23 protein-coding genes are annotated in these 25,863 nt (G+C 65.0%); 13 read left to right on the top strand and 10 right to left on the bottom strand.

Annotation, left to right across the window (positions count from 1 at the left end):
• Nucleotides 1–116 precede the first annotated feature (116 nt).
• The 7 genes from DFS21_RS01835 (at nt 117) to pcaC (ending at nt 6,975) form a co-directional block, all read left to right on the top strand.
• Nucleotides 117–977: a CoA transferase subunit A gene (locus DFS21_RS01835; protein WP_110697634.1), complete on the top strand. Its 861-nt coding sequence runs from the start codon at nt 117–119 to the stop codon at nt 975–977.
• On the top strand, nt 974–1,753 hold the full coding sequence (locus tag DFS21_RS01840; RefSeq protein WP_111531733.1) for a CoA-transferase subunit beta: 780 nt from the start codon (nt 974–976) through the stop codon (nt 1,751–1,753). The genes DFS21_RS01835 and DFS21_RS01840 overlap by 4 nt, the downstream gene beginning before the upstream one ends.
• On the top strand, nt 1,750–2,955 hold the full coding sequence (gene pcaF / locus DFS21_RS01845) for a 3-oxoadipyl-CoA thiolase (RefSeq protein WP_178081995.1): 1,206 nt from the start codon (nt 1,750–1,752) through the stop codon (nt 2,953–2,955). The genes DFS21_RS01840 and pcaF overlap by 4 nt, the downstream gene beginning before the upstream one ends.
• Before the next feature lie 161 nt (nt 2,956–3,116).
• Nucleotides 3,117–4,406: an MFS family transporter gene (locus DFS21_RS01850; protein ID WP_110697638.1), complete on the top strand. Its 1,290-nt coding sequence runs from the start codon at nt 3,117–3,119 to the stop codon at nt 4,404–4,406.
• 9 nt (nt 4,407–4,415) lie between these two features.
• Entirely contained in the window at nt 4,416–5,768 is a 1,353-nt protein-coding gene (locus DFS21_RS01855; RefSeq protein ID WP_110697640.1) for a 3-carboxy-cis,cis-muconate cycloisomerase, read from the top strand.
• A 12-nt stretch (nt 5,769–5,780) separates the two neighbouring features.
• On the top strand, nt 5,781–6,572 hold the full coding sequence (gene pcaD / locus DFS21_RS01860; RefSeq protein ID WP_110697642.1) for a 3-oxoadipate enol-lactonase: 792 nt from the start codon (nt 5,781–5,783) through the stop codon (nt 6,570–6,572).
• 10 nt (nt 6,573–6,582) lie between these two features.
• The gene (gene pcaC / locus DFS21_RS01865) at nt 6,583–6,975 is read left to right on the top strand and encodes a 4-carboxymuconolactone decarboxylase (RefSeq protein ID WP_070093782.1); all 393 of its coding nucleotides are present in this window, start codon (nt 6,583–6,585) and stop codon (nt 6,973–6,975) included.
• Nucleotides 6,976–7,030: 55 nt separating this feature from the next.
• On the opposite strand, the gene DFS21_RS01870 is transcribed toward pcaC, so the two are convergent.
• Nucleotides 7,031–7,555, bottom strand: coding sequence for a DUF962 domain-containing protein (locus tag DFS21_RS01870; protein ID WP_110697646.1), 525 nt, complete (start codon nt 7,553–7,555; stop codon nt 7,031–7,033).
• Between the two features lie 92 nt (nt 7,556–7,647).
• Between DFS21_RS01870 and DFS21_RS01875 the strand changes: the two genes are divergently transcribed.
• Complete coding sequence (locus tag DFS21_RS01875; RefSeq protein ID WP_102682771.1) at nt 7,648–8,334, top strand: Crp/Fnr family transcriptional regulator; 687 nt, start codon at nt 7,648–7,650, stop codon at nt 8,332–8,334.
• Here the strand turns inward: DFS21_RS01875 and DFS21_RS01880 are convergent.
• From DFS21_RS01880 to ttgA, 5 genes are all read right to left on the bottom strand, one after another.
• Nucleotides 8,234–9,217, bottom strand: coding sequence for a LysR family transcriptional regulator (locus tag DFS21_RS01880; RefSeq protein WP_110697648.1), 984 nt, complete (start codon nt 9,215–9,217; stop codon nt 8,234–8,236). The genes DFS21_RS01875 and DFS21_RS01880 overlap by 101 nt on opposite strands.
• Before the next feature lie 180 nt (nt 9,218–9,397).
• Nucleotides 9,398–10,651, bottom strand: coding sequence for an OprD family porin (locus DFS21_RS01885; RefSeq protein WP_110697650.1), 1,254 nt, complete (start codon nt 10,649–10,651; stop codon nt 9,398–9,400).
• 227 nt (nt 10,652–10,878) lie between these two features.
• The gene (locus DFS21_RS01890) at nt 10,879–12,324 is read right to left on the bottom strand and encodes an AdeC/AdeK/OprM family multidrug efflux complex outer membrane factor (RefSeq protein ID WP_046856915.1); all 1,446 of its coding nucleotides are present in this window, start codon (nt 12,322–12,324) and stop codon (nt 10,879–10,881) included.
• Entirely contained in the window at nt 12,321–15,473 is a 3,153-nt protein-coding gene (gene ttgB / locus DFS21_RS01895) for a multidrug efflux RND transporter permease subunit TtgB (RefSeq protein WP_102682767.1), read from the bottom strand. The genes DFS21_RS01890 and ttgB overlap by 4 nt, the downstream gene beginning before the upstream one ends.
• Nucleotides 15,474–15,476: 3 nt before the next feature.
• Nucleotides 15,477–16,631, bottom strand: a complete 1,155-nt coding sequence (gene ttgA, locus DFS21_RS01900) for a toluene efflux RND transporter periplasmic adaptor subunit TtgA (protein WP_102682766.1) — start codon at nt 16,629–16,631, stop codon at nt 15,477–15,479.
• A 258-nt stretch (nt 16,632–16,889) separates the two neighbouring features.
• Between ttgA and ttgR the strand changes: the two genes are divergently transcribed.
• Entirely contained in the window at nt 16,890–17,522 is a 633-nt protein-coding gene (gene ttgR / locus DFS21_RS01905) for an efflux transport transcriptional regulator TtgR (RefSeq protein ID WP_023630222.1), read from the top strand.
• 151 nt (nt 17,523–17,673) lie between these two features.
• Here ttgR and DFS21_RS01910 read toward each other — a convergent pair whose 3' ends face one another.
• Nucleotides 17,674–19,125, bottom strand: a complete 1,452-nt coding sequence (locus DFS21_RS01910) for an MDR family MFS transporter (RefSeq protein WP_111531880.1) — start codon at nt 19,123–19,125, stop codon at nt 17,674–17,676.
• Nucleotides 19,126–19,527: 402 nt separating this feature from the next.
• Between DFS21_RS01910 and DFS21_RS01915 the strand changes: the two genes are divergently transcribed.
• The gene (locus DFS21_RS01915; RefSeq protein ID WP_023630223.1) at nt 19,528–20,397 is read left to right on the top strand and encodes an oxaloacetate decarboxylase; all 870 of its coding nucleotides are present in this window, start codon (nt 19,528–19,530) and stop codon (nt 20,395–20,397) included.
• Nucleotides 20,398–20,403: 6 nt separating this feature from the next.
• Here the strand turns inward: DFS21_RS01915 and DFS21_RS26705 are convergent, their stop codons facing one another.
• Both DFS21_RS26705 and DFS21_RS01920 read right to left on the bottom strand, forming a co-directional pair.
• Nucleotides 20,404–20,577 (bottom strand): hypothetical protein, encoded by a 174-nt coding sequence (locus tag DFS21_RS26705; RefSeq protein WP_173862428.1) that lies wholly within the window; start codon nt 20,575–20,577, stop codon nt 20,404–20,406.
• A gap of 76 nt (nt 20,578–20,653) precedes the next feature.
• Nucleotides 20,654–21,562, bottom strand: a complete 909-nt coding sequence (locus DFS21_RS01920) for a LysR family transcriptional regulator (RefSeq protein ID WP_102682765.1) — start codon at nt 21,560–21,562, stop codon at nt 20,654–20,656.
• Between the two features lie 103 nt (nt 21,563–21,665).
• Here DFS21_RS01920 and DFS21_RS01925 point away from each other — a divergent pair, with 103 nt between their 5' ends.
• The gene (locus DFS21_RS01925) at nt 21,666–22,541 is read left to right on the top strand and encodes an MBL fold metallo-hydrolase (protein ID WP_110697654.1); all 876 of its coding nucleotides are present in this window, start codon (nt 21,666–21,668) and stop codon (nt 22,539–22,541) included.
• Nucleotides 22,542–22,569: 28 nt separating this feature from the next.
• Nucleotides 22,570–23,184: an NAD(P)-dependent oxidoreductase gene (locus DFS21_RS01930; RefSeq protein ID WP_110697655.1), complete on the top strand. Its 615-nt coding sequence runs from the start codon at nt 22,570–22,572 to the stop codon at nt 23,182–23,184.
• 42 nt (nt 23,185–23,226) lie between these two features.
• Here DFS21_RS01930 and DFS21_RS01935 read toward each other — a convergent pair whose 3' ends face one another.
• Nucleotides 23,227–24,093, bottom strand: a complete 867-nt coding sequence (locus DFS21_RS01935; RefSeq protein ID WP_110697657.1) for a LysR substrate-binding domain-containing protein — start codon at nt 24,091–24,093, stop codon at nt 23,227–23,229.
• Nucleotides 24,094–24,205: 112 nt separating this feature from the next.
• Between DFS21_RS01935 and DFS21_RS01940 the strand changes: the two genes are divergently transcribed.
• The gene (locus tag DFS21_RS01940) at nt 24,206–25,843 is read left to right on the top strand and encodes a 5-guanidino-2-oxopentanoate decarboxylase (protein ID WP_110698195.1); all 1,638 of its coding nucleotides are present in this window, start codon (nt 24,206–24,208) and stop codon (nt 25,841–25,843) included.
• Nucleotides 25,844–25,863: the final 20 nt, after the last annotated feature.

The following is a 25,863-nucleotide window of genomic DNA, read 5'->3' on the forward strand; positions in this document are numbered from 1 at the left end:
CAAAAGTGCGATTATCGGATTGAGATAACCCCCTCAGTCTCCTTAATCTGGGCCCATCGCAGCGATGCATCGGCCCGCTGCTCACTGACCCGACTCGACCTGACCAGGAGTCTCCAATGGCAGCAATCCTCTCGCTTCACGAGGCCGTGAAGCAGTTCATCCAGGATGGCGACAGTGTCGCCCTCGAAGGTTTCACCCACCTGATCCCGACCGCCGCCGGCCACGAGATCATCCGCCAGGGCAAGCGCGACCTGACCCTGGTGCGCATGACCCCGGATCTGATCTACGACCAGCTGATCGGCGCCGGTTGCGCGCGCAAATTGATCTTCTCCTGGGGCGGCAACCCGGGCGTGGGCTCGCTGCATCGCCTGCGCGACGCGGTGGAGAAACAGTGGCCCCACGCGATCGAGATCGAGGAGCACAGCCACGCCGACCTGGCCAACGCCTATGTCGCCGGTGCCTCCGGCCTGCCATTCGCGGTGCTGCGCGCCTACGCCGGTTCCGATCTGCCAAAGGTCAACCCGCTGATCAAGTCCGTCACTTGCCCATTCACTGGTGAAGTACTTGCCGCGGTACCGTCCGTGCGCCCGGACGTCACCGTGATCCATGCGCAGAAGGCCGATCGCAAGGGCAATGTGTTGCTGTGGGGCATCCTCGGTGTGCAGAAGGAAGCGGCGCTGGCAGCCAAGCGCTGCATCGTCACCGTCGAGGAGATCGTCGATGACCTGCAGGCGCCGATGAATGCCTGTGTGCTGCCCACATGGGCCCTCAACGCGGTATGCCTGGTGCCTGGCGGCGCCCACCCTTCATACGCCCACGGCTACTACGAGCGCGACAATCGCTTCTACCAGGCCTGGGACCCGATTGCCCGCAACCGTGAGTCGTTCACCGCCTGGGTCGACACCTATATCCGTGGCACCGCCGACTTCACCGAATTCCAGGCCAGGCTGGCCAGCACCGCGGAGGCCGCGCAATGAGCTACTCCACTTCCGAAATGATGACCGTCGCCGCCGCCCGTCGCCTGCGCAATGGCGCCGTCTGCTTCGTCGGCATCGGCCTGCCTTCCAAGGCCGCCAACCTGGCGCGCCTGACCTCGTCGCCCGACGTGGTGTTGATCTACGAGTCCGGTCCGATCGGTGCCAAGCCCAGCGTGCTGCCGTTGTCCATCGGTGACGGCGAGCTGGCCGAGACCGCCGACACCGTGGTGCCTACCGGTGAGATCTTCCGTTACTGGCTGCAGGGTGGGCGCATCGATGTAGGGTTCCTCGGCGCTGCCCAGGTTGACCGCTTCGGCAATATCAACACCACCGTGGTCGGTGACTACCACGCGCCGAAGACCCGGCTGCCAGGTGCCGGCGGCGCCCCGGAGATCGCCGGTTCCGCCAAGCAGGTGCTGATCATCCTCAAGCAGTCGCCGCGGGCCTTCGTCGACAAGCTCGACTTCATCACCTCGGTGGGGCATGGCGAAGGCGGCGATTCACGTCAGCGCCTGGGGCTGCCGGGTGAAGGTCCGGTCGGCATCATCACCGACCTGTGCATCATGGAGCCGGAGGCGGGTACCCATGAGTTCGTGGTCACCTCGATCCACCCAGGCGTGACCCGCGAGCAGATCATCGCTGCCACTGGCTGGGAGATCCGCTTCGCCGGCGACGTGCGGCAAACCACGGCTCCGAGCGAGGTAGAACTGTCCGCCCTGCGCGACCTCGAAGCGCGCACCGCCGCCGCCCATGGCCAGACGGCAGGAGAAGCCTGATGCGAGACGTCTTTATCTGCGACGCTGTGCGTACTCCTATCGGCCGTTTCGGCGGGGCCTTGGCCTGCGTGCGCGCCGACGACCTGGCGGCAGTGCCGCTCAAGGCGCTGATCGAGCGCAACCCGGATGTGCAATGGGATCAGCTCGACGAAGTGTTCTTCGGCTGTGCCAACCAGGCCGGCGAGGACAACCGTAACGTGGCGCGCATGGCGCTGTTGCTGGCCGGCTTGCCGCACAGCGTCCCAGGCGTGACTCTCAACCGCCTGTGCGCCTCGGGCATGGACGCCATTGGCAGCGCCTTCCGGGCCATCGCCAGCGGCGAGATGGAGCTGGCGATTGCCGGTGGCGTCGAGTCGATGTCCCGCGCACCGTTCGTGATGGGCAAGGCCGAGAGCGGCTACTCGCGCAACATGAAGCTCGAGGACACCACCATCGGCTGGCGCTTCATCAATCCGTTGATGAAGGCCCAGTTCGGTGTGGACTCGATGCCCGAGACCGCCGACAACGTCGCCGATGATTACCAGGTATCGCGTGCCGACCAGGATGCCTTCGCCCTGCGCAGCCAGCAGAAGGCTGCCGCCGCGCAGGCCGCCGGCTTTTTCGCCGAGGAAATCGTCCCGGTGCGTATCCAGCACCGCAAGGGTGAGACGGTGGTCGAGCACGACGAACATTTGCGCCCGCAGACCACGCTGGAGGCGCTGGCCAAGCTCAAGCCGGTCAACGGCCCGGACAAGACCGTTACCGCTGGCAACGCCTCGGGTGTCAACGACGGTGCCGCCGCGCTGATTCTGGCTTCGGCCGAGGCGGTGAAGACGCACGGTCTGACCCCACGTGCCCGGGTGCTGGGCATGGCCAGCGCTGGTGTGGCGCCACGGGTGATGGGTATCGGCCCGGTGCCCGCGGTGCGCAAGCTGACCGAGCGCCTTGGCATTGCCGTGGCCGACTTCGATGTCATCGAACTCAATGAAGCCTTTGCCAGCCAGGGCCTGGCAGTGCTGCGCGAGCTGGGTGTGGCAGACGATGCACCGCAGGTGAACCCCAATGGTGGCGCAATTGCCCTGGGGCATCCGCTGGGCATGAGCGGGGCACGTCTGGTGCTGACGGCGTTGCATCAGTTGGAGAAGAGCGGCGGGCGCAAGGGCCTGGCGACCATGTGCGTGGGCGTTGGGCAGGGGTTGGCGTTGGCCATAGAAAGGATCTGATCCTTTGGAACCCTCCGCTCGCACGAGCATGCCTGCCAGGCAGCGTGGGAGCGGCCTTGCCCCGCGATGAGGCCGGTAGCCATGACGCACGGGCAAGGCGGAACGAGTGTGTAACCAGGTATGTCTAGAATTACCTGTGACCCTCCAGGAGCAAACGCACCATGACCTCAACCTATTACACCGGCGAAGAACGCAGCAAGCGTATCTTCGCCATCGTCGGCGCCTCGTCGGGCAACCTGGTGGAATGGTTCGACTTCTATGTCTACGCCTTCTGCGCCATCTATTTCGCCCCGGCTTTCTTCCCCTCCGACGACCCCACGGTGCAGTTGCTCAACACCGCCGGCGTGTTCGCCGCGGGCTTCCTGATGCGCCCCATCGGTGGCTGGATCTTCGGCCGCCTGGCCGACCGTCACGGGCGCAAGAACTCGCTGATGATCTCGGTGCTGATGATGTGCGGCGGCTCGCTGATCATCGCCTGCCTGCCCACCTACGCCAGCATCGGCACCTGGGCGCCAGCGCTGCTGCTCCTGGCGCGGCTGATCCAGGGGCTGTCGGTGGGCGGTGAGTACGGCACCACCGCCACCTACATGAGTGAAGTGGCGCTGCGTGGCCAGCGCGGTTTCTTCGCCTCGTTCCAGTACGTCACCCTGATCGGCGGCCAGTTGCTGGCGGTGCTGGTGGTGGTGATCCTGCAACAACTGCTCTCCGAGGACGAACTGCGCGCCTATGGCTGGCGCATCCCGTTCGTGGTCGGTGCCATTGCCGCGTTGATCTCGCTGATGCTGCGCCGTTCGCTGAAGGAGACCAGCAGCGCAGAGACCCGCCAGGACAAGGATGCCGGTAGCATCAGCGGGCTGTTTCGCAATCACGCCGCCGCGTTCATCACCGTACTGGGCTACACCGCCGGCGGTTCGCTGATCTTCTATACCTTCACCACCTACATGCAGAAGTACCTGGTCAACACCGCCGGCATGAATGCCAAGAGTGCCAGTTTCGTCATGACCGGCGCGCTGTTCCTGTTCATGATCCTGCAGCCGCTGTTCGGCATGCTCTCCGACCGCATCGGCCGGCGTAACTCGATGCTGCTGTTCGGCGCCCTGGGGACGCTCTTCACCGTACCCTTGCTGATGGCGCTGAAGACCGTGACCAGCCCGTTCATGGCCTTCGTGCTGGTAAGCCTGGCCTTGTGCATCGTCAGCTTCTACACCTCCATCAGCGGCCTGGTGAAGGCCGAGATGTTTCCGCCACAGGTTCGCGCATTGGGCGTGGGGCTGGCCTACGCCGTGGCCAACGCGGTGTTCGGCGGCTCGGCCGAATACGTGGCACTGGGCTTGAAAACCTTGGGCATGGAGAACACCTTCTACTGGTACGTAACCGCCATGATGGCGGTGGCCTTCCTGTTCAGCCTGCGCCTGCCGAAGCAGGCGGCGTACCTGCACCACGATCACTAAGGACGTTGCATGAGCAACCAACTGTTCGACGCCTACTTTACCACCCCGGCCATGCGCGAGGTTTTCTCCGACCGGGGCCGGTTGCAGGGCATGCTCGACTTCGAGGCGGCCCTGGCCCGCGCCGAGGCGGCCGCCGGGCTGGTGCCGCACACGGCGGTGACTGCCATCGAGGCGGCCTGCAAGGCCGAGCGCTACGATGCCCGGGCGCTGGCCGACGCCATCGCGGTGGCCGGCAATTCGGCGATCCCGCTGGTCAAGGCCCTGGGCAAGGTGGTCGCCAGTGGCGTACCCGAGGCCGAGCGCTACGTGCACCTGGGCGCCACCAGCCAGGATGCGATGGACAGCGGCCTGGTGCTGCAACTGCGCGAGGCGCTGGGGTTGCTCGAAAACGATCTCGGCAAGCTGGCCGACACCCTGGCGCATCAGGCATTGCAGCATGCCGACACGCCGCTGGTGGGGCGGACCTGGTTGCAGCATGCCACGCCGGTGACGCTGGGCATGAAGCTGGCCGGTGTGCTCGGCGCCCTCACTCGCCATCGCCAACGCCTCAAGGAACTGCGCCCGCGCCTGCTGGTGCTGCAGTTCGGTGGCGCTTCCGGCAGCCTGGCGGCGCTGGGCAGCAAAGCGCTGCCGGTGGCCGAGGCCCTGGCCGCGCAACTGAAGCTGGCCTTGCCCGAACAGCCGTGGCACACCCAGCGTGACCGCCTGGTGGAGTTCGCCTCGGTGCTGGGCCTGGTCGCCGGCAGCCTGGGCAAGTTCGGCCGTGACGTCAGCCTGCTGATGCAGAGCGAGGCGGGCGAGTTGTTCGAACCCGCCGCGCCGGGCAAGGGCGGGTCCTCGACCATGCCGCACAAGCGCAATCCGGTCGGGGCGGCGGTGTTGATCAGCGCCGCCACCCGTGTGCCCGGGCTGCTCTCGACCTTGTTCAGCGCGATGCCCCAGGAGCACGAACGCAGCCTTGGCCTGTGGCATGCCGAGTGGGAAACCCTGCCGGAGATCTGCTGCCTGGTCTCCGGTGCCCTGCGCCAGGCCCAGGTGATCGCCGAGGGCATGGAGGTGGACGCCGGACGCATGCGCCGCAACCTCGACCTCACCCAGGGCCTGGTGCTGGCCGAGGCGGTCAGTATTGTCCTCGCCCAGCGCCTGGGCCGCGACCGTGCCCATCACCTGCTGGAGCAGTGCTGCCAGCGCGCCGTGGCCGAAGGGCGCCATCTGCGTGCAGTGCTTGGTGATGAGCCGCAGGTCAACGCCGAGTTGTCCGGCGAGGAGCTCGACCGCCTGCTCGACCCCACCCATTACCTGGGCCAGGCCCGCGTCTGGGTGGCGCGCGCCGTGGCCGAACATCAACGTTTCACTGCCTGAAAGGAGACCGCTGTGGCGCATTTGCAACTGGCCGATGGCGTACTGAACTACCAACTCGATGGCCCGGCCGATGCGCAGGTGCTGGTGCTCTCCAACTCCCTGGGCACCGACCTGGGCATGTGGGATGAGCAGATTCCCGCCTGGAGCGAACACTTTCGCGTGCTGCGCTACGACACCCGTGGCCATGGCGGCTCGCTGGTCACTCAAGGCCCCTACAGCATCGAGCAGCTGGGGGGCGACGTGCTGGCCCTGCTCGAGGCGCTGGACATCGAGCATGCACACTTCGTCGGCCTGTCCATGGGCGGCCTGATCGGCCAGTGGCTGGGCATCAACGCCGGCCAGCGCCTGCACAGCCTGACCCTGTGCAACACTGCGGCAAAAATCGCCAACGACGAGGTCTGGAACTCCCGCATCGACGCGGTGCTCAAGGGTGGCCAGCAGGCCATGGCGGACCTGCGCGACGGCTCCATCGCCCGTTGGTTCACCCCGGCCTTCGCCCAGGCGCGGCCGGACGAGGCCCAGCGCATCTGCCAGATGCTCGCGCGCACCAATCCAGAAGGCTATGCCGCCAACTGCGCGGCGGTACGTGATGCCGATTACCGCGAACAGCTGGGGCGCATCCAGGTGCCGACGCTGGTGGTGGCGGGCTCTGCGGACGTGGTGACCACGCCTGAGCATGGCCGCTTCATGCAGCGCCGCATCGTCAACGCGACCTATGCCGAATTCCCGGCGGCGCACCTGTCCAACGTCGAGATCGGCGCGGCCTTCAGCGCCCGTGTGCTCGATTTCCTGCTGGCCCGCTGAGGAACCTGCCATGGATGAGAAACAACGTTACGATGCCGGTATGCAGGTGCGCCGCGCGGTGCTCGGCGATGCCCACGTGGACCGCAGCCTGGAAAAGCTCAATGACTTCAACGGCGAGTTCCAGGAGATGATCACCCGGCACGCCTGGGGCGATATCTGGACCCGCCCCGGCCTGCCCCGGCACACCCGCAGCCTGATCACCATCGCCATGCTGATCGGCATGAACCGCAACGACGAGCTCAAACTTCACCTGCGCGCAGCCGCCAACAACGGTGTGACGCGTGAGGAGATCAAGGAAGTGATCATGCAGAGCGCGATCTACTGCGGGATCCCGGCGGCCAATGCCACGTTCCATCTGGCCGAGTCGGTGTGGGATGAACTGGGGGTGGAGTCCAGGCAGTAACGCATCGCGGGGCAAGTCGCATCGGCGCACCGATGCGACTTGCCCCGCGATTACTTCAGACGACTGCTTTCTTCTGGCGAACGGCGACAGGCCCGGCATTGGCCTCCACGGCCTTTTTCAGTTCGCCACACAAGCCAGCCATGAACGCCAGCTCCGCCACCACGAACAGCGGCCCGACGATCAGCCCGCTCAGGTCATCGACGAATGCCGGCTTGCGCCCTTCGTAGGCATGTCCGACGAACTGGATTATCCACCCCACCACGAACGCACCTAGCCCGGCACTCAACCACAGCCCGGTACTCTGCACGGCCAGTGCCTGGCCGGCCCATAGGCACAATCCCAGCAGCAGCCCCATCACCAGGCCGAAGCGCAGGTCCAGGCGCAGGTAGAACCACACCGACCAGAGCGCCAGCAGCAGCGCCGGCGACAGCCACAGCCCCGCCATGTCCCAACCTGGGCGTGACAGCAGCACGGCCACGGCCAGCACGATCAGCGGAATGCCGATGAAGTGGGTGGCGATGTTCCGTGGATCGCGGTGGTAGGCCGCGTATTGACTCAGGTGCTCGACGAGGTTTTTCATTGTTGTTCCTCCATCAGGGGTGAGCACAGCTTGCCCCTGTTCATTCATCGTCGTCTGTCGCCTGGCCGACAGAGTTCGCTTTGCGAGGTGCCATGCACGATCCGCGCACTCAACTGCTGCATGGCCAATGGTTCCGGCAATTGCCCGTTACCGTTCAGGATAGTCTGCTGGCCCTGGGCCGTCCGCGTGAACTGGCAGCGGGGCAGCGTCTGTTCCAGCGCGGCGATGCGCCGTGTGGCCTGTATGCGGTACTCGAAGGGGCGATGCGGGTCGGAGCGGTCAGCAGCGCAGGCAAGGAGGCGTTGCTGACGCTGGTCGAGTCACCCCATTGGTTCGGCGAGATCAGCCTGTTCGATGGCCAGCCGCGCACCCATGACGCCTATGCCGAGGGGCCGACACGCCTGCTGTGGATTCCCCAGGCGCCGTTGCTGGAATGGTTGGCGTTCCAGCCAGAGCACTGGCGCGACCTGGCCCTGCTGATGAGCCAGAAGTTGCGCTGGGTGTTCGTCGCCCTCGAGCAGCAGAGCCTGCTGGCTGCCGCGCCGCGGGTGGCGCAGCGCCTGTTGCAGATGGCCGAAGGCTACGGTGAGCGCGATGTCGCCCAATGGCGGTTGCAAGTGTCCCAGGAACAGTTGGCCCTGATGCTGTCGCTGTCGCGCCAGACCATCAACCAGATCCTCAGGAGCCTCGAACAGGCCGGCGTGGTGCGCCTGGGCTATGGCGAGGTGGAGATTGTCGATGCGCCACGTCTGCGGGCGATGGGGCAGCATCAAGGCTGACCAGGGTATCGATCATCGCCCGCGCCGCCGGTGACAGGCGATAACCACTGCGGCTAACTACCCCGCAGCGCACGCTGAGCACTTCCATGCCCGGCGGCAGGTTGCGCCAGTGCAGACGCACCAGATGGCCGGCGGCCAGGTCCTCGGCCACCGCTTCTTCGCTGGCCGTGCCGATGGCGTCGCTGGCCATTACCACGTTGCGCAGCACTGCCAGGTGTTCGGTTTGCAGGTGCGGGGTGAAGTCATTGCGCCCGCTGAGGTTGGCCAGGCGTTTGCGCACACCGGGAGCGAGCAGGGCGCTGGCCAGTGGGTAGGTGAACAGGTCGTTGGTCGACAGGCTGTCCTTTGCCAGCAGCGGGTGCCCGGGACGGCAGAAGAACAGGCCTGGACGCGGGGACAGTGCCTCGGTGTGGAAGTAGGGATCGGCCTCGAAGGGACGTACGTCATCGACGAAGAACTCGATCTGCTCGCGACGCAGGGCTTGGCCCAGGCGCTCGGCGTTGTCCACCAGCAAGTCGGTGCGGATGCCGGGATGAGCCCCGATAAAATGTTGCAGGGCCTGGGGCACCAGGCGCACGGCCAGGGCCGGGCCGCTGCCGAAGTGCAGCTCTCCGGCATCGAGCTTGGTCATCTGCAGGACGTCGTGGTTCAGTTGCGCGGCGCCCTGGACCAGGCGACGGGCATGTTGCAACACCACTTGGCCCTCGGGGGTGGGGGGCAATGCCTTGCTGGCACGATCGACCAGGGTGCAACCAAAGGTATGTTCGAGGTTCTGGATTGCGCGGCTGAAGGCGGGTTGGGTGATGCCCATGGCATCGGCGGCGCGGACGAAACTGCGGTATTCGATGAGGGCGATGAAATAGCGCAGTTGGCGGAGGTCCATGCTCGGGCTCTGGTGCGGGATCAGAGCTTGGTTTTAGCGGCTTGTTACATATAGCGTCAAAGAATGTTATTTGATTTGGATATGTCTTCTGGTTATTTGCCGGACGGCAGGTCCCATCGCGGGCAAGCCCACGCCGCTCCTGCATTGTGCAGGCGTGAGCGGGCTTGCCCCGCGATGGCCTCAAAGGAGATTGAACGGATAGCTGACAATCAGGCGGTTCTCATCGAACGCGTTGCTGCTGAAATCCCTGCGCATGGTCGAATTGCGCCACTTCACCGACAGGTCCTTGAAGGTCCCGGCCTGCACCACGTAGGCCAGCTCGGTCTCCCGGGCCCACTCCTTGCCATCGTCCACCCCTCCGGCATGCACGTTGTCGCCTTTGATGTAGCGGTTCATCAAGGTCAGGCCGGGGATGCCGACGGTGACGAAATTGAAGTCGTGACGCAGTTGCCAGGAGCGCTCCTTGGCATTGTCGAAGCTGGCGTTGTAACTGTCGTTGGCCAGCGTGCCGCCACTGGTGCCGTTGACGCGCATCCAGGCGTCATCGCCACTGATCTTCTGCAGGCCGATATAGAAGGTGTGGCCTTGATATCGCGCCGAGAGCATGGCCGAGACGGTGCGGTTGTCCAGGTCGCCGGCGCGGGCGCTGCCATCCTCCTTGCCGAGGAAGTAGCCCAGATTGGCGCCCAAGGTCCAGTCGCCCAACGGCTGGCTGTGCACCAGGTTCAGATACTGCTGGCGATAAATGTCTTTTAGCCGGGCATCCCACAGGCCGACCATCGTGCGTTTGTCGTTGAAGCTGTATTCGCCGCCGGCGAAGTTGAAGCGGTCGGAGGTGATACCGGCGCGCCCCTGCATGAACATGTCTTCCATGCTCGCATCGTTGCGCGGGCTGTTGCCGCGGAACTGGCCGGCGTACAGGGTCAGGCCGTCGATCTCCTTCGAGGTGAGCTGACCGCCGCGGAACGTCTGCGGCAGCGAGCGGCCATCGTCCGAACGCAGGATCGGCAGCACCGGCATCCACTCGCCAACTTTGAGTTCGGTCTGCGACAGGCGCGCCTTGAACGCTACCCCCAGGCGGCCGAAATCATCCGCCGGGCGACCATCGTCATGCACCGGCAGCAGGTGGGTGCCGGCCGTGCCCTTGCCGCCATCGAGCTTGACCGAGTACAGCCCCAGCACATCGATGCCGAAACCGACGGTGCCCTGGGTGAAGCCGGAGCGGGCGTCGAGAATGAAGCTCTGGGTCCATTCCTCGGCCTTGCCCTGGGGGTTGGCCGGGTCGACGAAGTTGCGGTTGATGTAGAAGTTGCGCAGGTTGAGGCTGGCCTTGGCGTCTTCCAGGAAGCCACCTTCGGCGGCCACGCCGGGCAGGGCGCAGGACAGGGCCAACAGGCCGGGCAGCAGCTGGCGTGCGGGTTGCAAAGTGCTCATCTGTCGTGGATCTCTTGTTTTTATTGGGCGAGCCGGGCCGCTGCGGGTGTGGGCCGCAGGGGGCGTCTTTTAGAGAGAGCTTGTGCAACGTTGCGCAGGCGATGGTGCGGGGGAGGGTGGGGGCTAGGCAATTCGTTGCAAGCGGAACGGGGCGGTTATCGAACGCAATGTGACCGCGCAACAAAAAGCCCACCGCGAGGGTGGGCTTGGTGCCGTTACCGGTCCAGTCAGCCTTTCGGCGTCTGGATCGAGGCTTGCTGCTGGGTCTGCTCGTACCAGCCGCCGCCGAGGGCCTTGTACAGGTTGACCTCGCTGACCAGCTGCGACAGGCGATCACCGATCAGCGACTGCTGGGCGCTGAACAGGTTGCGCTGGGCATCGAGGAAGGTCAGGTTGCTGTCGATACCGATGCGGTAGCGGCGCTCAGCCAGGCGGTAGTAGTCCTGGTTGGCGGCCACCAGGTCACGCTGGGCCTGCAGCTGCTCTTCGAACGTCTTGCGTGCGGCCAGGCCATCGGCGACTTCCTGGAAGGCGGTCTGGATGGTCTTTTCGTACTTGGCGACGTTGATGTCCTTCTGGATCTTCGAGTAGTCCAGGCTGGCCCGTAGGCTGCCGGCATTGAAGATCGGCAGGTTGATCTGCGGCTGGAACAGCCAGGTGCCCGAACCGCCCTTGAACAGCCCGCCCATGTCCGGGCTCAGGGTGCCGGCGTTGGCGGTCAGGCTGATGCTCGGGAAGAACGCTGCCCGCGCCGCGCCGATATTGGCGTTGGCGGCCTTGAGCAGGTGCTCGGCCTCCTGGATGTCGGGGCGGCGCTGCAGGATGTCGGACGGCAGGCCGGCCGGCACTTCGGCCAGCTGGTCGGCATTGAGCTCCAGCGGCTTGGGCAGGTTGGCCGGCACGCCGGTACCTACCAGCACGGTGAGGCTGTTCAGGTCCTGGGCGACCAGGCGCTGGTACTGCGACAGCTTGACGCGAGCGCCTTCGACGGCAGTGCGCGCCTGGCTCAGGTCCAGGGCCGAGGCGACACCCACCTCATTGCTGCGGCGGGTGAGGTTGTAGCTCTCTTCGTACGTCTTGAGCGTTTCCTCGGTCAGCTTCAGCAGCGCCTGGTCGGCCTGCCAGGTGTAGTAGGCGTTGGCCACGCTGGCCACCAGGCTGATCTGCGTGGAGCGGCGCGCCTGTTCGCTGGATAGGTAGGTTTCCAAGGCCTGCTGGGTCAGGCTGCGCACCCGGCCGAACAGGTCCAGCTCATAGGCGCTGACACCCAGGGTGGCCGAGTACTGGCTGCTGATGGTGGATTCGCCGGTCTGCGACATGTTCGCCGGCATCCGCTGGCGGCTGCCGCTGCCATTGGCGGAAACCGCCGGCAGCAAGTCGGCGCGCTGGATGCGGTACTGCGCGCGGTAGGCGTCGATGTTCAGCGCCGCGACCCGCAGGTCGCGGTTGTTTTCCAGCGACGTCTGGATCAGTTGCTGCAGTGCCGGGTCGTGGAAGAACTGGCGCCAGCCCTGTTCGGCCGCGGCGACGTCGGCCGATTGGGTCGGCGAGTACGCAGGGCCTTGCGGCCACTGCGCGGCCACCGGCGCCTCGGGCGTCTGGTAGTCGGGGATCAGCGAGCAACCGCCGAGGATGAAGGCGGTTACCGCCAGGGACAACAAAGACTTGGTCATTGCCCAGCCTCATAACGTGGAGTTTCAGGGGTGGCGTGTTCTTTCGGCTCTTTGCTGCCGAACAGCGACGACACTGCGACGAAGAATAGCGGTACCCAGAAGATGGCCAGCACGGTGGCGCTGATCATGCCGCCGATCACACCGGTGCCGATGGCGTGCTGGCTACCGGCACCAGCGCCGCTGGCGATGGTCAACGGTACCACGCCGAGGATGAACGCCAGCGAGGTCATGATGATCGGGCGCAGACGCATGCGGCAGGCCTCGATGGCTGCGTCGTACAGGCTTTTGCCCTGTTCGTGCAGCTCTTTGGCGAACTCGACGATCAGGATGGCGTTCTTCGCCGCCAGGCCGATGGTGGTCAGCAGGCCGACCAGGAAGTACACGTCGTTGGACAAGCCGCGCAGGCTGGTGGCGAGCAGGGCACCGATGATACCCAGTGGCACCACCAGCACGACCGCGATCGGGATCGACCAGCTTTCGTACAGCGCCGCCAGGCAGAGGAACACGAACAGCACCGAGAGGGCGAACAGCGCCGGCATCTGCGAGCCGGAGAGTTTTTCCTCGTAGGACATGCCGGTCCAGGAGAAGCCGATGCCGGTTGGCAGTTCGCCGGCGATGCGCTCGACTTCGGCCATGGCCTCACCGGTACTGTAGCCCGGCGCCGGGGTACCGAGGATCTCGACCGCTTCCACGCCGTTGTAGCGCGACAGCTTCGGCGAGCCATAGCTCCATTCGCCCTTGGCGAAGGAGGAGAACGGCACCATCTCGCCCTTGCCGTTGCGCACGTACCACTTCTGCAGGTCTTCCGGGCTCATCCGGGCGTTTGGCGCACCCTGGATGTAGACCTTCTTGACCCGGCCACGGTCGATGAAGTCGTTGACGTAGCTACCGCCCAGGGCGATCGACAAGGTGTTGTTGATGTCGGCGATGGTCACGCCCAGGGCACTGGCGCGTTCGTCGTCGATGGTCAGCTGGTACTGCGGCTCGTCGTTCAGGCCGTTCGGACGCACGGCGCTGAGGATCTTGCTCTGCGCGGCCTTGGCCAGGAACTGGTTGCGCGCTTCCATCAGTTTTGCATGGCCGACGCCGGCGCGGTCCTGGAGGAACACGTCGAAGCCGGTGGCGTTACCCAGTTCAAGCACCGCTGGCGGGGCGAAGGCGAACACCATCGCGTCGCGGAAGCTGAAGAAGTGCATCTGCGCGCGCTGGGCGAGAGCGAACACGCTGTTCTCCTTCGAACGCTCGCCCCAAGGCTTGAGCATGATGAATGCCATGCCCGAGCTCTGGCCGCGGCCGGCGAAGTTGAAGCCGTTGACGGTGAACACGGATGCCACGGTATCGGCTTCCTTGTCGAGCAGGTACTCGCGCATCTGGTCGACCACCACCTGGGTGCGCTCGGCACTGGAGCCGGCCGGGGTCTGTACCTGGGCGAACAGCACGCCCTGGTCTTCCTCTGGCAGGAATGCGGTCGGGATGCGCGCGAACAGCCAGATCATGCCGACCACGATCAGCGCGTAGGCCAGCAGGAACGGGATCTTGTTGCGCAGGATGGTGCCGACGCTCCGCTCATAGCCGACGACGCTGCGGTCGAAATTGCGGTTGAACCAGCCGAAGAAGCCGCGCTTGGCCACATGGTGCTCGCCCTTCTTCAATGGCTTGAGCATGGTGGCGCACAAGGCCGGGGTGAAGATCAGCGCGACCAGCACCGACAGGCCCATGGCCGAGACGATGGTGATGGAGAACTGACGATAGATCACACCGGTGGAACCGCCGAAGAAGGCCATCGGCAGCAGTACCGCCGACAATACCAGGGCGATACCCACCAGGGCGCCCTGGATCTGCTCCATGGAGCGCTTGGTCGCCTCCTTGGGCGGCAGTCCTTCCTCGGACATCACCCGCTCGACGTTCTCCACCACGACGATGGCATCGTCCACCAGCAGGCCGATGGCCAGGACCATGGCGAACATGGTCAGGGTGTTGATGCTGAAGCCGGCGGCGGCGAGGATGCCGAAGGTACCCAGCAATACCACCGGTACGGTCATGGTGGTGATGATGGTGGCGCGGAAGTTCTGCAGGAACAGGTACATCACCAGGAACACCAGGACCACCGCTTCGATCAGGGTGTGGATTACCCCGCTGATCGATTCGGTGACCACCGGGGTGGTGTCATACGGGAACACCGCCTTCACCCCCGGTGGGAAGAACGGCTCGAGGCCGCTGATGGTCGTGCGCAGCGCCTTGGCGGTATCCAGGGCGTTGGCGCCGGTGGCCAGCTTGACCGCCAGGCCCGAGGCCGGCTTGCCGTTGTACTGGGCGCTGATGGCGTAGTTTTCGCCGCCCAGGCCAACCTGGGCCACGTCGCCCAGGCGCACCTGGGAACCGTCGGCATTGACCTTGAGCAGGATCTTCTCGAACTGCTCGGCGGTCTGCAGACGGGTCTTGCCGATGATGGTGGCGTTGAGCTGGGTACCTGGCAGCGCCGGCAGGCCGCCGAGCTGGCCGGAGGATACCTGCACGTTCTGCGCGGCGACCGCGGTGCGCACGTCGACCGGGGTCAGCTGGAACTTGTTCAGCTTGGCCGGATCCAGCCAGATACGCATGGCGTACTGCGCACCGAACACTTGGAAGTCGCCCACGCCTGCGGTCCGCGAGATCGGGTCCTGCATGTTGGAGACGATGTAGTTGGCCAGGTCGTCCTTGGTCATACTGCCGTCTTCGGACACCAGGCCGATCACCAGCAGGAAGTTCTTCACTGCCTTGGTGACGCGGATACCTTGCTGCTGCACTTCCTGCGGCAACAGCGGGGTGGCCAGGTTCAGCTTGTTCTGTACCTGGACCTGCGCGGTGTCCGAGTTGGTGCCCTGCTCGAAGGTGGCGGTGATGGTCATGCTGCCGTCGGAGTTACTTTCCGACGACACATAACGCAGGTTGTCGATCCCGTTGAGCTGCTGCTCGATCACCTGCACCACGGTGTCCTGCACGGTCTGCGCCGAGGCGCCCGGGTAGGTCACGGAGATGGCGATGGCCGGCGGGGCGATGCTCGGGTACTGGTTGATCGGCAGCTTCAGGATCGACAGGGCGCCGACCAGCATGATCACCAGGGCGATCACCCAGGCGAAGATCGGGCGATCGATAAAGAACTTCGACATGGTTTACTCCGCTTTGGCGTCAGCTTTGGCCGTGTTGGCCTGAGCAGCGCTGGCCGGCTTCTTGACGTTGGTGGCTTCGCTGACCTTGACCTCGACGCCTGGTCGCACGAACTGCAGCCCTTCGGTGATCAGACGGTCGCCCGGGTTCAGGCCTTCCTCGATCAGCCAGTCACTGCCCAGGGTGCGGCTGGCCTTGAGCTGGCGCAGTTCGACCTTGTTCTCCTGGTTGACCACCAGCGCGGTCGGCGCACCCTTGAGGTCACGGGTCACGCCCTGTTGCGGGGCCAGGATGGCGTTGGCGTTGACGCCGGCCTTGAGCCGCGCATGCACGAACATGCCGGGCAGCAGGGTGTGGTCGGGGTTGGGGAAGATCGCGCGCAGAGTGACGGAACCGGTGGTCTCGTCGACCGCGACTTCGGAGAACTCCAGGCGGCCCTGCTGCTTGAACAGGCTGCCGTCTTCCAGCACCAGCTGAACCTGGGCGGCATTGTCGCCGGCCTTCTGCAACTGGCCGCTTTCCAGGTCACGGCGCAGCTTGAGCAGCTCGGCGGTGGACTGGGTGACGTCGACGTAGATCGGGTCGAGCTGCTGGATGGTGGCCATGGCGTTGGTCTGGCCGTTGTTCACCAGGGCACCTTCGGTGACCGAAGAGCGGCCGACGCGGCCACTGATCGGGGCCAGCACCTTGGTGTAGCGCAGGTCGATCTGGGCGCTCTTGAGCGATGCCTCGGCCTGCAATCGTTTGGCATTGGCGTCATCGTATTCCTGCTTGGAGACGGCCTGCTCGTCGATCAGTTGCTTGTAACGCTCGGCCAGCGAGCGGGTAGCCTGCAGGTTGGCCTGGGCGTTGGCCAGGTTCGCCTCGTAGACGGCTGGGTCGATCTGGTAGAGCTGTTGCCCTTCCTTGACGTCGCTGCCTTCCTTGAACAAGCGCTTGAGAATGATGCCGTTCACCTGTGGGCGGACCTCCGCCACACGGTAGGCGCTGGTGCGCCCCGGCAGTTCCGAGGTCAGGGTGAAGGCTTGCGGTTGTACGGTCACGACGCCGACCTGAGGAGCCTGCGGCGCAGGCGCTGCTTCCTCTTTCTTACAGCCACTGAGCAGGGTTGCCAGGGCCACGGCGGAAACCAGGGCGGTTACGGCTGGCTTGAATTGCATGAGGATCCTCGGGTCGCAGGAGCAGGGGAGCTCAAGAATATAGTGGAAGTGCTTTGTCAGAAAAACGCTATCCGGTGGATAAATAGCTTGCTAAGGAATATACTTACATTCATGGTTGTTTGTAAATAGTGCCGGTGCGTCGTGGGTGACCACCGTCGATCGCCCAAATCCACCCGGGAGCGGCCCTGAAAGAGCCTGCCCCGGCCTGATTCCCGCTCGCCAGATCGAGCGCGCGGGGCCTGATGAGGTTGTACTGCCATGGTCCGTCGAACCAAAGAAGAAGCCCAGGAAACCCGCGCCCAGATCATTGAGGCGGCGGAGAAGGCCTTCTACAAGCGCGGGGTAGCGCGTACCACCCTGGCCGACATCGCTGAGCTCGCCGGCGTCACTCGCGGGGCGATCTACTGGCACTTCAGCAACAAGGCCGAGTTGGTGCAGGCGCTGCTCGACAGCCTGCACGAAACCCATGACCACCTGGCCCGCGCCAGTGAAAGCGAGGATGAGCTCGATCCACTCGGCTGCATGCGCAAGCTGTTGCTGCAAGTGTTCAACGAGTTGGTGCTCGATGCCCGAACCCGGCGTATCAACGAAATCCTGCATCACAAGTGCGAGTTCACCGACGACATGTGTGAGATTCGCCAGCAGCGTCAGGGCGCGGTGCTGGACTGCCATCAAAGCATTGCCCTGGCCTTGGGCAATGCAGTACGTCGTGGCCAGTTGCCTGCAGAGCTCGAGATCGACCGGGCTGCGGTGGCCATGTTTGCCTATGTGGATGGCCTGATCGGCCGCTGGCTGCTGCTGCCGGAAAGCTTCGACCTGTTGGGCGATGTCGAGAAATGGGTCGACACCGGGCTGGATATGCTGCGCTTGAGCCCTGGCTTGCGCAAATGACACTTTGTTAACGATTGTGAGGAAGTGTTATCCCTTTTCGGTTAACGCAGGATTAATAACCTGGAAGCGGTCTTGCCCGGCAATGACAACCTTCAGGCCGTGATGTCGCCTGGACGGACGCTATCGCGGGGCAAGCCCGCTCCCACGCCTTTCAGCGCCCGCGCAACTGTCTGTCCGGCAAGGCCAGCGCCGCCAACAGGCCGATCAGCGAAGCCCCGGCACTGACCAGCAACAGGTCGCGGAAGGTTTCCAGCAAACGCGCCTGGGTGTGCGGATCCGCCTCGCCCGCCTTGAGGCTGCCCAGCAGCGGGTTGCCCAGCACTTCGAAGCCACCCTGGTGCAACCACGCCAGCAACAGGCTGGACATGCACGCCACCCCCATCGCCCCGCCCAGCGAGCGGAACAGGTTGGTGGTGCTGGTCGCCACGCCGATGTCCTTGCTGTCCACCGCGCTTTGCGTGCCCACCAGCGAGGTGGGAAATTGCAGGCCGCAGGCAATGCCTGTCAGCAGCATGAACAGTGCGCTCTGTAACCAGGCTTGCGGCGGCGTCAGTGCCATGGCTGCGATGGCCATTGGCATCAACAGCGCGCCTGTGAGGATCTGTGGCTTGAAGCGCCCGGTGCGGCTGGTCATGCGTCCACCGGTAAAGGCGCCGATTGGCAGCCCCATGGCCAGCGGCAGCAAGTGCAGCGCCGCGCTGTCGGCGCCGGCACCGGTGATGCCCTGGTAGCGCAGGGGCATCAGCATGGTCAGCGAAATGGACTGGAAACTGGCGAAGAAGATCACCCACCAGCACAGCACCGCGACTCGGTTGGCGAACAGGCCCAGAGGCAACAGTGGCTCGCGACAGCGCCGCTCGTGGACTATGAACGCCGCCAGCCCCAGCAGTGCGCAGGCCAGCAACGCCAGGACCTCGGACGACCGCCAGGCATGCCCCTGGCCGACCAGGGTGATGCCCAGCAGCAGGCTACCCAGGCCGAGGATCATCAGCGCCGCGCCGAGGTAGTCGACCTGTGCCTGGCGATGCTTGACCGGCAACCCGTCCAGCGCCCGGTGGATCACCCACAGCGCGATCAGCCCCAGCGGCAGGTTGATCCAGAACACCCAGCGCCAGGACAGGTACTCGGTCAGCCAGCCGCCCAGCACCGGCCCGGCGACGCTGGCCAGGGCATACATGCTGCTGAAATAGCCCTGGTAGCGGCCGCGTTCACGAGGTGGCACGAAGTCGCCGATGATTGCCTGGCTGACCGACACCATGCCACCCGCACCGATACCCTGGAGCACCCGCGCCAGCACCAGCTGCGGCATGTCCTGGGCCAGGCCGCAGGCCACCGAGGCCAGGGTGAACAGGGCGGTGCCGGTGAGGATCATGCGCCGCCGCCCATAAAGGTCACCAAGCTTGCCGTAGATCGGCACGGCGATGGTCATGGCGACCATGTAGCCAGAGATGACCCAGGCCAGCAGGCCGACATCGTCGAACTGGGCGGAGATCGCCGGCAGCGACACGGCGACGATGGTCTGGTCGAGGGCACCGAGGAAGATCGCCAGCATCAGGGCGGTAAGAACGCTGCGCAGAACGGTGGGGGGCAGGGCGGCGGTCACGGTGGATACCTTGTGGTCAGAGCTGGCGCTATCGCGAGGCATCGAGGGAGCGGGCTTGCTCCGTGATGGGCTCATTCGTGGTGGGGCATTGTACCCTGAGTTACATAGCTACCTATGTACTCCGTGCATCCCCTATGCAAGATCGGCATTGGCGCATTCATCCAGCGCTGCATGGCCGCGTGATATCGTGGCAGGGCCGCAGAGGCTGAAATCCGTGGCCTGCACCAGCTTGGTGCAACTATTTTCCACAGGTTTCGCGTCGCTGTATGTCCACACCTTCTATTCCTCTGCCTGCATGTCGAGCATGACCGCCCTGATGGCGACGGTTGGAACAGTCAGGTAGACCCGATACAGGGGTCGGTTGTCAGCCGTTCACCATTTCTCATTACAAGCGGAGTGATCATGCCCAAGGCTTCCCACCACGATCTGCGTTTTGCCTTCCGCGAACTGCTTGCTTCAGGTTCGTGCTATCACACCGCGTCGGTCTTCGACCCGATGTCAGCCCGTATTGCCGCCGACCTTGGTTTTGAAGTCGGCATTCTGGGTGGTTCGGTCGCCTCGCTGCAGGTCCTGGCCGCGCCGGACTTCGCCCTGATCACCCTGAGCGAGTTTGTCGAGCAGGCTACCCGTATCGGCCGTGTCGCCCAGTTGCCGGTGCTTGCCGATGCCGACCACGGCTACGGCAATGCGCTCAACGTGATGCGCACGGTGATCGAACTGGAACGCGCTGGCGTTGCCGCGCTGACCATCGAGGATACCTTGCTGCCGGCCCAGTTCGGTCGCAAGTCCACCGACCTGATCTCGGTGGAGGAGGGCGTGGGCAAGATCCGCGCGGCACTGGAGGCGCGGGTCGATTCGGCCCTGGCGATCATTGCGCGCACCAATGCCGGCGTGCTGACCACCGAGGAAATCATCGTGCGCACCCAGAGCTACCAGAAGGCGGGCGCCGATGGTATCTGCATGGTGGGAGTCAAGGACTTCGAGCAGCTTGAACAGATTGCCGAGCACCTGAGCGTGCCGTTGATGCTGGTGACCTACGCCAACCCGAACCTGCGCGACGACGAGCGCCTGGCGCGCCTGGGCGTGCGTATCGTGGTTGACGGCCATGCCGCCTACTTCGCCGCGATCAAGGCCACCTACGACTGCCTGCGCCAGCAGCGTGGCCTGCAGCACAAGTCGGACAGCCTCGGCGCCACCGAGCTTTCGCACACCTACACCCAGCCCGAGGACTACATTCGCTGGGCGAAAGAGTACATGAGCGTCGAGGAGTGATCCGACCTACCTGACGGCGCTCAGCGTGGCGCTGTGGGGAACGCAATGCTCATGGACGCAACTGTTGGCCGTGTTGGGCTGGCTGCGCAGCAGCTCCACCCGCCAGCAGGCCGAGCCATAGAGCCCGGCTACCGCGAGCAGGGCGAAGACGAGGGCGCAACGCCTGGATTTGATACTCATGGTGCGGACCTCCTGTTGGTGCAACAGGTGATACCTTCAAGCATAGGCCCAATGCGCGTATCTGCACCGTCTTGACTCAGCTCAACCCCTTGTCCCACTCCGGTTCGTCGCCAAACCGCTGCGCGAGAAAGTCCAGCATGCTGCGCAATGTCGCCGGCATGTGCTTGCGCGAGGTGTACACCGCATTCAGGGTAAGTTCCCGCGGCTTGGCTTGCGGCAGCAATCGCACCAGCTCGCCACTGCGCAGTGCGGCTGCTGCCTGGTAGGTGGGCAGCATGGCGATGCCGGCATGGGCCAGGGCGGCTTTCTGCAGGGTCATGGCCTCGTTGGCGCTGATGTTGCCCTGCACCGGCACGGCGACGCTCTGCCCGCCCACCTCGAAATGCCACAGGCTGTGACCGAAGTAGGCGTGGGTCAGGCAGTTATGCTGGCTCAATGCCTCGACCCGGTCCGGCGTACCGTGCTCGCGCAGGTAGGCGGGGCTGGCGCAGACCACCGAGCGGCACACGCTCAGGCGCCGGGCGATGAGGTTGGGGTCGACATCGTTGCTGGTGCGGATCGCCAGGTCGATGCGCTCGTCCACCAGGTTGACGGTGCGGTCGAGCATCTGCAACTCAACCTTCACCCCGGGGTAGCGTTTGACGTAGGCCGCCAGCGCATCCACCAGCTGGGCTTGGCCGAACGAGGTGCTGACGCTGATGCGCAGCTCGCCACGGGGCGCGTCGTCCGGCTGACGCACGGCGCTTTGCAGGTCGCCGGCCAGCTCCAGCATCTGCCGACAACGTGGCAAGGTCTCGAGGCCTGCCGCCGTCAGGCTGAGCTTGCGGGTGGTGCGTTGCATCAGGCGTGCCCCGACCCAGTCCTCCAGCTCCGCCAGGTAGCGGGATACCACGGGCCTGGAGAGTTCCAGGTGGTCCGCGGCGGCCGACTGGCTGCCCAGGTCGACGACGGTGACGAATACGCGCATGGCGTTGAGCCGATCCATGATCTGTCCGATTTCAGAAACAAACTATGTCGAAGCATCGCATTTTTTGTATTGGATCGGGCAACTAAGCTTGCACCCATCGTCCCACTCACAGGATCTTGCAATGTCTCTCTTCACGCCCCTTCGCGGCCTGCTGCTAGCCTGCCTTACCCTCGGCGGCCAGGCCATGGCTGCCGAACCGCTCAAGCTGGAAGCCTACAACCCCGGTCACGCGGCGATCTTCCCGGTCAGCTCGGTGATCGTCAGCGGCGCCCACGACGCCATCCTGGTCGACGCCCAGTTCGGCAAGGCCCAGGCCGAGCAGGTGGTCGAGCGCCTGCGTGCCAGCGGCAAGCAACTGACCACCATCTATGTCAGCCATGGCGACCCGGACTACTACTTCGGCCTGGACACCATCACCCAGGCGTTCCCCAAGGCCCGCGTGGTCGCCTCGGCCGCCACGGTCGAGCACATCCGCAAGACCATGGACGCCAAGCTGGCCTACTGGGGCCCGCAGATGGGCGCGGACAAGCCGGCACGTCTGGTGGTGCCCCAGGTACTGCAGGGTGATCGCCTGGAACTGGAAGGCCAGGCACTGCAGGTCGTCGGCCTGGACGGTCCTCAGCCGGACCGCAGTTTCGTGTGGATTCCCTCGATCAAGGCAGTGGTCGGTGGCGTGGTGGTTTCCGAGGGCATCCATGTGTGGATGGCCGACACCCAGACCGCGCAATCCCACGCCGACTGGCTGAAGACCCTGGCGAAGATCGAACAGCTCGCCCCGCGCACGGTGATCCCGGGGCACTATCTGGGCGACAGCAGCCGTTCGCTGGACACGGTGCGCTTCACCGCCGGCTACATTCGTGACTTCGATACCGAGGCCGCCAAGGCTGCCAATGCCGCCGCGCTGATCGCGGCGATGAAGCAGCGCTACCCGAACCTAGGTGACGAGAGCTCCCTTGAATTGGGTGCCAAGGTCGCCAAGGGCGAGATGAAGTGGTAACCCCTTTCAACCTGTTGGAGTGTTTCCCATGAGCAAGATCGCAATCATCGGCGCCACCGGACGCGCCGGCAGCCAGTTGCTGGAAGAGGCCCTGCGTCGGGGTCACAGTGTGGTGGCCATCGCCCGCAATCCGAGTGCGCTGCAAGGTCGTGACGGCGTGACGGTCAAGGCGCTGGATGCCAAGGACAGTGCCGCCGTGCAGGCCGCCGTGACAGGCTGTGACGCGGTGTTGAGCGCGGCGCATTTCTCGACCATCGAGCCTGGCGCGATCATCGAGCCGGTCAAGCGTGCCGGGGTCAAGCGCCTGCTGGTGGTGGGCGGCGCCGGTAGCCTGCTGCTGCCGTCCGGGCACCGGGTGATCGACAGCCCGGATTTCCCGGAAGCCTACAAGGCCGAGGCCAATGCCGGTGTGCGCTTCCTCGATACGCTGCGCCAGGAGCCGACCCTGGACTGGACCTTCCTGTCGCCGTCGGCGGAGTTCGTCGAAGGTCAGCGCAGCGGGCACTACACCCTGGGCAAGGATCACCTGCTGATCGGCGCCGACGGCAAGAGCTGGATCACCTTTGCCGACTATGCCATCGCCATGCTCGACGAGCTGGAGAAGCCGGCGCATTCGCGGGCACGGTTCACGGTCGGCTACTAAGTCGTCTGCATCGCGGGGCAAGTCGGGGCCCCGCGATTGATGTCATGTGTGGGCACGCGCCTGCAGCCACTCCATCAACTCGACCAACCCCGTGGGCATGCTCTTCGACGGGCTGACCAGGTAATACCCCTTCCCGGTCGTCACCTTCAGCTCGAACGGCATGCACAAACGCCCGGCGCGCAGGTCGTCGCCAATCAGCGAAAAGTCGCCGATGGCGATCCCGGTCCCCTGGGAGGCCATGGCCATCGCCATGTCCAGTGTCTCGAAGTGCTGCTTCGGTCCCTGGGGTTCGACGCCGGCATTGGCCGCTTGCAACCACAACCGCCAGTCGTGCTCGTCCCGAGAGGGGTGCAGCAGCATCTGCCGCGCCAGGTCCTGCAATTGCAAGGGGACGCTAGATAGCGATGGTGCGCAGACTGGTGTCAGTTGTTCATCGAACAGCTTGCGTACCTGCAGCCCATGGTTCGGCACCGCGCCATACACAACGGCCGCATCGAAGCCCTCGCGGCGAAAATCCACGCCATGCTGCACCGTGGTGGTCAATTCCACCGGCACATCCGGGCGTAGCGCCTGCCATTCCAATAGCCGCGGCAGCAGCCAGCGCATCACGCAGGTCGGCGCCTTGAGCTGCAGCGTCGTACTGCGCCCGCCGACTTCGCGCACGCCTTGCTCGATCAGGGCGAAGACCTGCTGCACCCGAGGTAGCCAGTCCTGTCCTTCGCGGGTCAGGGCCAGGCCACGGGCCTGGCGCTGGAACAACGCATAGCCCAGATGTTCCTCGAGGCCGGCGATCTGTCGGCTGACCGCGCCCTGGGTGATATGCAGCTGTTGCGCGGCACGGGTGAAGTTGCAGTGCTGCGCGGTCACCAGGAAGGTGTGCAGGGCGGGGAGGGGCGGCAGGCGTTTCATTGTGACAAGCCATGATATGAGGTCATGGCTAGTATGTGTTTTTTTGCATTGTGGCGGTAGTCGGCACTTGGTTCCATGAGCACCAGTCTCAACAAGAATCGGGTACTCGATGATGGCAACCTGTGGCGAAGTGCTGGTCAAACTCCTCGAAGGCTATGGTGTCGACCATGTCTTCGGCATTCCCGGCGTGCATACCGTGGAACTCTACCGCGGCCTGGCTGCCTCCTCGATCCGCCACATCACCCCGCGCCACGAGCAGGGCGCCGGGTTCATGGCCGACGGCTACTCGCGTACCCGGGGCAAGCCTGGTGTGTGCTTCATCATCACCGGCCCGGGCATGACCAACATCACCACCGCCATGGGCCAGGCCTACGCCGACTCGATCCCGATGCTGGTGATTTCCAGCGTGCAGTCGCGCAGCCAGTTGGGTGGCGGGCGCGGCAAGTTGCACGAACTGCCCAACCAGGCCGGGCTGGTGGCAGGGGTGGCGGCGTTTTCGCATACCTTGATGAGTGCCGACGATCTGCCCGAGGTGTTGGCTCGCGCTTTCGCAGTGTTCGACGGTGGCCGTCCGCGTCCGGTGCATATCGAGATTCCGCTGGATGTGCTGGTGGAGCCCGCAGATCACCTGCTACCGGCCCGCCCGGTGCGCACCGCCCGGGCGGGCGCGGCGCCGCAGACCGTGCAGCAGATGGCCATGCGCCTGGCCAAGGCGCGCCGGCCGTTGATCCTTGCCGGCGGTGGTGCCCTGGACGCCGCCGCCGGGCTGGCCAGGCTGGCCGAGCACCTGCAGGCGCCAGTAGCGCTGACGATCAATGCCAAGGGGCTGCTGCCGGCCAACCATCCGCTGCAGATCGGCTCGACCCAGACTTTGCCGGCCACCCGTGCGCTGGTGGCCGAGGCCGACGTAGTGCTGGCCATCGGCACCGAGCTGGCCGAGACCGATTACGACGTGACGTTCAAGGGTGGTTTCGAGATTCCCGGCAGCCTCCTGCGGATCGATATCGACCCGGACCAGACGGTGCGCAACTACCCGCCCGAACTGGCCCTGGTGGCCGATGCCGCACAGGCGACAGAGGCCCTGCTGGTGGCCCTGCACATGCAGGCGCAACCACTGCGTGATGGTCACTGGGGCGCTGCTCGGGCCGCCCGACTGCGCCAGGAAAACGCAGCCACCTGGGACCAGCCGACCTTGAGCCAGACCCGTTTGCTGAACAGTATCCTGGAAACCCTGCCGGACGCCGTGCTGGTGGGCGATTCGACCCAGCCGGTCTACACCGGCAACCTGACGTTGGACATGACCCGGCCACGCCGCTGGTTCAACGCGTCAACGGGCTACGGCACGCTGGGCTACGCGTTGCCGGCGGCCATGGGCGCCTGGCTCGGCAGCGCCGAAGTGCGCGCCGCGCGTGCGCCCACAGTATGCCTGATCGGTGATGGCGGGTTGCAGTTCACCCTGCCCGAGCTGGCCAGTGCCGTCGAGGCGCAGGTGCCGCTGATCGTGCTGCTGTGGAACAACCAGGGGTACGAGGAAATCAAGAAGTACATGGTCAATCGGGCGATCGAGCCGGTCGGTGTGGACATCCACACCCCGGACTTCATCGGCGTGGCGCGAGCGCTTGGGGCCGATGCCGAGTCGGTGGCTGACGTGGCGCAGTTGCAGGCGGCGCTGGGCCGGGCGGTGGAGCGCCCGGGGCCGACGTTGATCCAGGTGGATCAGGGGCAATGGCAGTTGGCTGTGCAAGGCTGACTGCGCCACGAGGGCTGTAC

Source organism: Pseudomonas sp. 2848 (assembly GCF_003253945.1).
Taxonomy (GTDB): Bacteria; Pseudomonadota; Gammaproteobacteria; order Pseudomonadales; family Pseudomonadaceae; genus Aquipseudomonas.